Consider the following 6,160-nt stretch of genomic DNA (forward strand, 5'->3'; position numbering starts at 1 on the left):
TGGTCGGCAGGAACTAGCTCGTCAATGCTGACGAACTCCATAGTGGACTGGGTTTGGGGGCGGTCTTTTAACATGCCCCATTATAAAAAGTCCCCGCACGAGGGCGAGGACTTTGTCAGCAGTCTGAGCCCCTTCCAGGGGCCGTTTTTGTGAATCACTTCTGCCTTGTACAGCCCGTTGATGGTCTCAGCCAGGGCGTTGTCGTAAGAGTCGCCCACGCTGCCAACTGAGGCATTGAAGCCTGCCTCAGCCAGCCGCTCTGTGTAGCGGATAGAGAGGTACTGGCTGCCTCGGTCGCTGTGATGGATGACGCCCTTCGGTTTGCCGCGTAACCACATTGCTTGCTCAAGGGCGTCCAGGATTAAGTCTGTCTGCATATGCTTGAGCACCCGCCAGCCGACGATGTAGCGAGAGTACACATCTACAACAAAGGCCACGTAGACAAAGCCGGACCAAGTGGGCACATAGGTGATGTCAGCCACCCAAAGTTGATTGGGGTGGTCAGCAGTGAACTGACGCTGTACCAGATCCAGCGGCTTGTGGGCAGCCTCGTCCGGTATGGTGGTGATACAGCGTCTGCCGCGCCGTACGCCTTGTAATCCAAGGTGTTTCATCAGTCGTTCAACGGTGCAGCGGGCCGCAGGTATGGACTCACGACCAAGCTGCTTCCAGACCTTGCGGGCACCGTAGTTCCGGTCACTCTCTTCCCACACACGCTGAATCTCGTGGCAAAGCTGCTCATCCCGCAGGACACGCTCACTGCGCTTCTCTGGCTGCTGCTCCAGGGCTTTGCAGCGACGGTAAGTGGAAGGTGCAATCGGCAGCTCCTTGCAGATCGGCTCGACACCGTGTTCGTCGCGGTGCTGGTCAATAAAATCCACCATCACCTGGGTTTGCGGTCGAGCTCCGCCTGGGCGAAAAAAGCGGCGGCCTTCTTCAAAATCTCATTGGCACGCTTGAGTTCGCGGACTTCCCGCTCCAGCTCTTTCATGCGTTTTGACTGATCGCTGGTGACTCCAGGCTTTGCGCCGGTATCAACTTCCATCTTGTTGACCCATGATCGCAAGGTCTCTGGAGTGCAACCAATCTTTGTGGCAATGGACTTTATCGCGGCCCATCGGGAGGAGTGTTCGTGTTCGCTTGTCAGCACCAAGCGTACTGCGCGCTCACGCACTTCGGGTGAATATCCAGGTCGTTTGTTCATTGGCTAATCCTCTCAAGAAAATTAGCCTCCGATCAACCCGGGGCGATTCAAACCGCCGATCCACAGGACGACACCGAAGCGCTCTGGCAGCGGATGATGGTGTTTAATCATGTGGTCTACGAGGTCATCGACGCACTGGAGCAAGAACGGGCCGCCGGTAAACGTACGCCGCTAAACCTGAGCTGGGAGATGTTTACCCACCACCTGCTGCGCAAAAAACCCAAGCTTAAAACCTGTTTCGACAATTTGTTGCGCGATGGCTTTTGGGCGGAACAGGGGGAGTCACAATGACAACTTTCCCCCAACACAAACAGCGGCACCTTAAGGTGCGACAGACCTACCACTCCTATCAACTCCAGCAGCTCTACAAAGATAGAACCCTGGTTGGAGAGATTCATCTCAAGGGGCACTGGCTTACCAAGGCAGGATTTGAGATTGATTCCACCGTCACCGTTCAGGTTGAGCAAGGGCGGTTGGTCGTCACCAAGGCCTAAAAACAACGCCCCGGCAGATTACTGACGGGGCGTTGGGTAGAGTTCTCAGTAAAAAACAGCTAAACCCGGATTCAATTGAGGTCTATCCCCGCTTTGCTCGCTGCTTACTCCCTCATTGCCGAGGCCATCATAACAACCCCAAGGGTAGTCCAAGTTGAAACCTTATTTTTAGGCACTTCGTTTAGCTCAAAATATCCATCAAAATCCTCAACAAAACCAACTATTGAGTCCCAATAAGATGCAATATTCGAATCTTCAATTTCTGTAGAGAAGTACTCATAGTTGTCGAGAAAGTACTCATAAACTAAAACCAAATCTTCCTTTTTTTCAATTGAATAGATCAACTGAAACATCTCTTCAATGAACCCACTTAAATCACTTGAAGATTTTATTTTCTCTATTTTTTCAAAATCAATCATAACCAAAGCACCGATCTGCTACCTTTTACGACCTCTGACTCTCGGCCTACGAGATGTCCCTCTTTTCCCTAGCCTAAATCCTGCTCTTACTTCTGAATCTGCAGCCCAGACTGTTCTAATTTCAACTCCAGCATTTTGAGCTGCCAGTAACCGCCTATTATCTAAGCTATAAATATTTCCGTCTTGGCTCCTATATATTCGAATCGGAGTAATCTGATCAGGAGTTACTTTTTTAGTTTTAAGCGCCCTTGTTAAATTATCAATCGACCCTTTATCTTTATCTGTAAAGGTATCTTTTACGCTTGTCTGGGTAAAGCGAATGGTACTCGAATTCCTAACAGTAACCTTCCGTCCTTCAAGTTCATCCTTCTCAAACGACTCTCCAAGCTCACTGTACCCTATCCGTAAAAGAGAACGTTTTGCACTATTTACAGCGCTGATTCTCTCTTCCGTGTTAGTTGCTTGCCCTAAGTCTTTGTAGAATTGTTTATCAACTTCGAGAATCCTTAAGGCATCTATTACCATTCCCAAGCCTTCGAGGTCACCTCCGCCACCTCTACCAGCTAATTGAATACCATTTGCAGGATCACCATTTGGGAATAACGATGCGGCAGGACGCCAATCATCGCCTACTTTGACAAATAGGGTTTCGCCTTGGAACTTGAACTCATGTTTGCCGGAGTTGTTCTCATTCTGTGCAACAGACGCATTTGCCGTAAACGCAGCTACCGCAAAGCCATTATTCGCCATATGCTTAAATAGCGACCCAAACGCCAGGCGCGAGCCAAAGCCTCTATTAATCCCACGCTGAAGCCCTCTAAAAAAGCTGCGTGCCGCACCACCTCTCAAGGTGATAGTCACATATCCACTAGGATCTGTCGCATTGAGAGGGTTATTCCAGACGTAGCTGTATCGGTTAAGGGATTGAGTATTGAGCGGATCCTGAATAATGGGGTCAGCCTGAAGGAATCGAGCTGCTGTTGCATCGTAAATCCGCCCGTTCATGTGGATGATGCCCACTTCGTCCAGCATTTCGTGCCCGGTAAAGCCTCGGGTGGTGATGCCATGGGCGCCTTTGCCACTGATTGTGCTGTCAAAGAACCCGGCGAGTTCTGTCGCCGTCAGGTCGCTCCAGTTTACGCCGTTTCTGCGCTCCCCCCAAGGGTCGAAGCTCAGTTCTTCAACGATGCTGCCCACGGCGTTGGTGATTACGTCCAGGCTGCCCAGGTGGTCGTAGTGACGGTAGTGGGTGTCTGTGCCGGTCAGTTGTTCGCTGGCGTTCAGGGTCAGGGTAACGATGGCTGCATCGCCAATGTAGCGTTTGATCTCTGTGGTGTTGTCGGCGTTTTCGATGATTTCGACGCTGCCGATGTACCAGGTGGTTTTGTCGATGCCGTTGTTGTTGTCATCGTCGGTGCGTTTGTAACGCATCCGGTCCGGCCCGTATTCAAAGGCGGTGGTGTGGCTGCTGCCTTTTTGAATGGTGATGGGTTTGTCGAAGGTGCTGTAACTCAGCGTTCGTCCATCGCCACTGGTGTTGTTGCCGTTGGCGTCGTAGGAGTAGCTTTGCCCAGCGATGGTGGTGGCCGCGTGGGGCCCCGCGCTGTTTTGGCCGTAGCTGTAGCTGCCCACATCACTTTTGTGGGTGATGTTGCCCAGGGCGTCGTAGCTGACGGTTTTGGTGGCTCCGCCCACGGTGTAGTGGGTCAGGCGGTTGAGGCCGTCGTACTGGAAGGTTTCGCTGAGGTTTTTGCTGCCGGACAGTTCGTTACGGCTGGTGAGATTACCCAGGGTGTCCCACTGGTAGTCCAGTTCCTGGATATTGCCAAGGCTGCCACCGGCACTGGTGCCGTCGATGTCGGTCAGGCGCCCGGTTTGCGGGTCGTAGAAGCGCGCGGTGCGTACGCCGTTGCCGTACAGTTCGGTGGTGATGTTGCCACGGGCGTCCATGGTTTCGACGGTCTGGTAGGCGGTGACTGGGTTGCCGGCGCTGTTGTTTTGCACGCTGCCCACGGACTGCAGGTAGCCGTTGTTGTTGTAGCGGTGTTGCAGGCCCTGATAACCGATGGCGCCGTTGGGGTCGTTGGCCGCATCGAAGGTTTGGAACACCCGGCCGTATTGGTCGTAGGTGATTTCTTCGATGTAGGCGCCGCCCGCCCCGTTGGTTCCCAGGCTGGTGGCGGTGTTGATCACCCGTCCCAGTGGGTCGTAGCTAAGGATTTGAACGTAGTCATTGGTGCCAGTGTTGCCGTTGTCTTGCTGCACGTTGGCCAGTTGGCCCAGGCCGTTGGCCGCGGTGTCATAGACCCAGAGGGTGTCCGCTTCCACGCTGTTGTTGGCCCGACGATCGATACGGCTGGTCATACGGCCCAGCAGGTCGTAGACCATGGCGCTGCTTTGGCCTTTGCCATCGGTCTGGCCGGTGAGTTCGCCAAATTTGTTGTAGGCGTAGCTCCAGTTGCCTTTGTCCGGGTCGTTCATGGCGGTTTTGCGGCCCAGCAGGTCATAACCGATGGTGGTGATATGACTGCCCGGATCGGTCATTTGGGTCATGTTGCCCTGGGCGTCGTAGCGATAGTGGGTGCTGCCATTGAGGTGATCGGTGATTTGCACCGCTTCGCCCAAGGCGTTGCTGCGCTGGGTTTTGCTCTGGTTCAGGTCGTTGGTGAGTGTGGAGCTAAAGCCACTGTAGCTGTGGGTGGTGGTGCTGTTGTCCGGGTGGGTCACCTGCTTGGGCCGACCCAGGATGTCGAAGCTGTTTTGCGTCCAGTAGGCGGTGCTCTGCCCACCGGAGGTGAAGTACGGTTCACTCTGCCGCGCGGTGCGCGCCACGGTGTCGTATTCGATGTCAGAAGCGCTCCAGCGGCCATCAAAGGCTTTTGCCAGGGTACGCACTTCACGGCCCAGTTTGTCGTAGCACACTCTGCTTTCGCCGCCACCAGCAGTTTGCACCAGGCTGACGTATTCCGCATTACTGGGACACTGGGCCATGTCTGCGCTGTTGTCGCTCAAGTAGGTTTTGCTGAAGGCACCCGTGTCTGAGCGTTCGAAGTATTTGCGGCCAAAGGCGCTGTAGGCCATGTAAATACTGGCGCCGTTGATGTCTTCCACTTCGGTGGGCTGGCCGTAGGCGTTGCGGCTGATGACGTCGCTGGTTTTGTGGCCCAACGAGTTGTACATAGCGTCTTCGTAACGACCCAGCGTATCGAACCGGGTTTCGCTGTAGCGGGTTTGACTGCCATCCGTCACTTCAGAACGGGTGCGCTTGCCAAAGACGTTGTAGAGGTGGGTGGTGGTCAGGGTATAGGCGCTATTGTCCGGCTCCACAATCTCGTCTTTGAGCAGGCCTTTGACGCCCAGCTTGCTGTTGTAGGCCGTCGCTGTGGTGCTGGTGTAGTAGCTGTAGCCCAATTTGCGGGTGACGGTGGTCTCGCCAGTGCGCTCGGTTTGTACGGTACTGCTGGTGAGCAGGCCGCGGTATTGACCATAGTTGCTGGCTTCGCCTGAGTAGCTGGCGTTGTCGTAGACGTTGGTGGTAGTGACTTTGTATTGGTGGCCACTGGTGTTCAAGCCGGTGGTGTTGTCCACGGTGGTGGCGATTTGCGTCAGTGGGTTGCCGTAGCCGTCTTCGGTGGTTTCCGTGGTGACGGTTTTGAGCAAACTGCCCTGGGTAGTGGTGGCGCCGCTGGCGTTGTCCACCAGGTCGTAGGTTCTTTGGACGGACTGCGCCAGGTAAGGACGGAAAATGCCCTGGCCATTGTTGAACAAGGTCAGCTGTTGGTACTTGCCGCTGCTAGTGCCCGCCACGCTCGACCAGTCGGTAAGGTGGCCAGTGTGCCCAAGGCTACCCACCGAACCGGGGTTGTTCCAATCCCACACTTTCAGTTTCCAGGTGTTCTCGGTCTCTGACAGCAGGTGGCCTTCTTTACTGCGCACTTCTACTTTTTTGGGGTGACCCTGGAACGGGAAGTCCTGGCGGTACCAGGTGGTGTTTTGAACGCCCGTTGTGGCGTCCACTTGGCGCATTCGGCCAAAGCCCAGAA

At 54.4% G+C, this 6,160-nt stretch carries 4 protein-coding genes, 1 pseudogene and 1 other annotated feature; of the genes and pseudogenes, 2 read left to right on the plus strand and 3 right to left on the minus strand.

Features of this window, described 5'->3' with window-relative positions:
- Nucleotides 1-131 precede the first annotated feature (131 nt).
- A pseudogene (locus tag QSV34_RS15025) lies at nucleotides 132-1,204 on the minus strand (IS3 family transposase); the annotation flags it as partial.
- Nucleotides 810-926: a sequence feature (AL1L pseudoknot), on the minus strand. Its footprint overlaps the pseudogene before it by 117 nt.
- 93 nt (nucleotides 1,205-1,297) lie before the next feature.
- On the opposite strand from QSV34_RS15025, the gene QSV34_RS15030 reads away from it, so the two are divergent.
- Together QSV34_RS15030 and QSV34_RS15035 are read left to right on the plus strand one after the other, a co-directional pair.
- The gene (locus tag QSV34_RS15030; protein ID WP_289156050.1) at nucleotides 1,298-1,495 is read left to right on the plus strand and encodes a hypothetical protein; all 198 of its coding nucleotides are present in this window, start codon (nucleotides 1,298-1,300) and stop codon (nucleotides 1,493-1,495) included.
- Nucleotides 1,492-1,698: a SymE family type I addiction module toxin gene (locus tag QSV34_RS15035; RefSeq protein ID WP_289156051.1), complete on the plus strand. Its 207-nt coding sequence runs from the start codon at nucleotides 1,492-1,494 to the stop codon at nucleotides 1,696-1,698. The genes QSV34_RS15030 and QSV34_RS15035 overlap by 4 nt, the downstream gene beginning before the upstream one ends.
- Nucleotides 1,699-1,802: 104 nt before the next feature.
- Here QSV34_RS15035 and QSV34_RS15040 read toward each other — a convergent pair whose 3' ends face one another.
- Both QSV34_RS15040 and QSV34_RS15045 read right to left on the minus strand, forming a co-directional pair.
- A complete protein-coding gene (locus QSV34_RS15040; protein ID WP_289156052.1) occupies nucleotides 1,803-2,117 on the minus strand; it encodes a DUF7660 family protein in 315 nt (104 codons plus the stop codon).
- 18 nt (nucleotides 2,118-2,135) lie between these two features.
- A complete protein-coding gene (locus tag QSV34_RS15045) occupies nucleotides 2,136-6,143 on the minus strand; it encodes an RHS repeat domain-containing protein (protein ID WP_289156053.1) in 4,008 nt (1,335 codons plus the stop codon).
- Nucleotides 6,144-6,160 lie beyond the last annotated feature (17 nt).

This window comes from Porticoccus sp. W117 (assembly GCF_030341905.1).
Classification (GTDB): domain Bacteria; phylum Pseudomonadota; class Gammaproteobacteria; order Pseudomonadales; family Porticoccaceae; genus SCSIO-12696.

What these genes read in the sequence shown, in the direction of transcription:
- QSV34_RS15035 (WP_289156051.1), top strand. Translation starts at nt 1,492, where the DNA reads ATGACAACTTTCCCCCAACACAAACAGCGGCACCTTAAGGTGCGACAG.
- QSV34_RS15040 (WP_289156052.1), bottom strand. Translation starts at nt 2,117, where the DNA reads ATGATTGATTTTGAAAAAATAGAGAAAATAAAATCTTCAAGTGATTTA.
- QSV34_RS15030 (WP_289156050.1), top strand. Translation starts at nt 1,298, where the DNA reads ATGATGGTGTTTAATCATGTGGTCTACGAGGTCATCGACGCACTGGAG.
- QSV34_RS15045 (WP_289156053.1), bottom strand. Translation starts at nt 6,143, where the DNA reads ATGCGCCAAGTGGACGCCACAACGGGCGTTCAAAACACCACCTGGTAC.